Origin of the sequence: Vibrio sp. 10N.222.46.A1 (genome assembly GCF_041473595.1) — a bacterium.
Taxonomy (GTDB): Bacteria; Pseudomonadota; Gammaproteobacteria; order Enterobacterales; family Vibrionaceae; genus Vibrio; species Vibrio tasmaniensis_A.
Window position 1 is genome coordinate 1 of the sequence record NZ_JBFRSN010001766.1, and the last position, 915, is coordinate 915.

Sequence of the window (915 nt, forward strand, 5' to 3'; positions counted from 1 at the left end):
GTCGTATTCCTCGTGGTCGAGCATTTTTTCACGCTTGTGTGGTGGGCATTTTGATTCATGGCTTCTACCTTGGTGGCACTTATCTCGCGATTGATATGGGTATGCCCGCCGGGTTGAGTTCTCTACTTGTTGGCTTACAACCGATTCTGACGGCATTGATAATGATCAGCTGTACTTCACAGCGTTTTAATTTTGCACAGTGGCTGGGATTAGCGCTCGGTTTTGCGGGTATTAGCTTGGTGTTGATGGGCAATATTGAATGGCAGTCAGACGACCAAAAAGGCCTGGCAACGTTATTGTGTTTGGTTTCTTTGGTGGGTATTACCTGCGGCACTTTGTATCAGAAGCGCTTCTGTCAGGGGACAGATATGGTCGGCGGTGCGATGGTGCAATACTTGGCTTCTGCTGCGTTGTTTCTACCGTTCGCAATGCGTTACGAAACTATGCAAGTGAACTGGACTGTAGAATTCACGTTGACTCTAATCTGGCTGGTGGTGGTTCTGTCTTGTGTTGCCATCCTTTTGCTGCTTTACATGGTAGAGCATGGCGCTTCTTCAAGTGTGGCATCGGTGTTTTACTTAGTGCCACCGACGACAGCCATCCAAGCGTGGCTCATTTTTGGAGAGTCATTCGACATTTATGGCGCAATAGGCTTCGCGTTGTCAGCAACCGCTGTTTATCTGGTGGTGAAAAAGCCTGAGTTGATTAAGTTCCGTAGACGAACAGCATTAGAGAGGTAATGTGTCAACCAAAATTATACCAATCGTAGTAACTAACTGGTCACCCTAGCTTGTTAAGAATCTCGATAACTTCGTTAGAATTTTTGATTGTAGAATAACTACTTATCGAAAAATGCTGCCTTGTTCTCAAGCTTTTTTCCTACGCTATTTTTGATCACTTACTTACTGTGATTGG

General features: G+C 45.2%; 1 protein-coding gene. It reads left to right on the forward strand.

Annotation, left to right across the window (positions count from 1 at the left end; genetic code table 11):
• Nucleotides 1-740 (forward strand): DMT family transporter (locus AB4496_RS29240; protein ID WP_372133627.1); only part of this gene is annotated, 740 nt, incomplete at its 5' end.
• Between the last annotated feature and the right edge of the window lie 175 nt (nucleotides 741-915).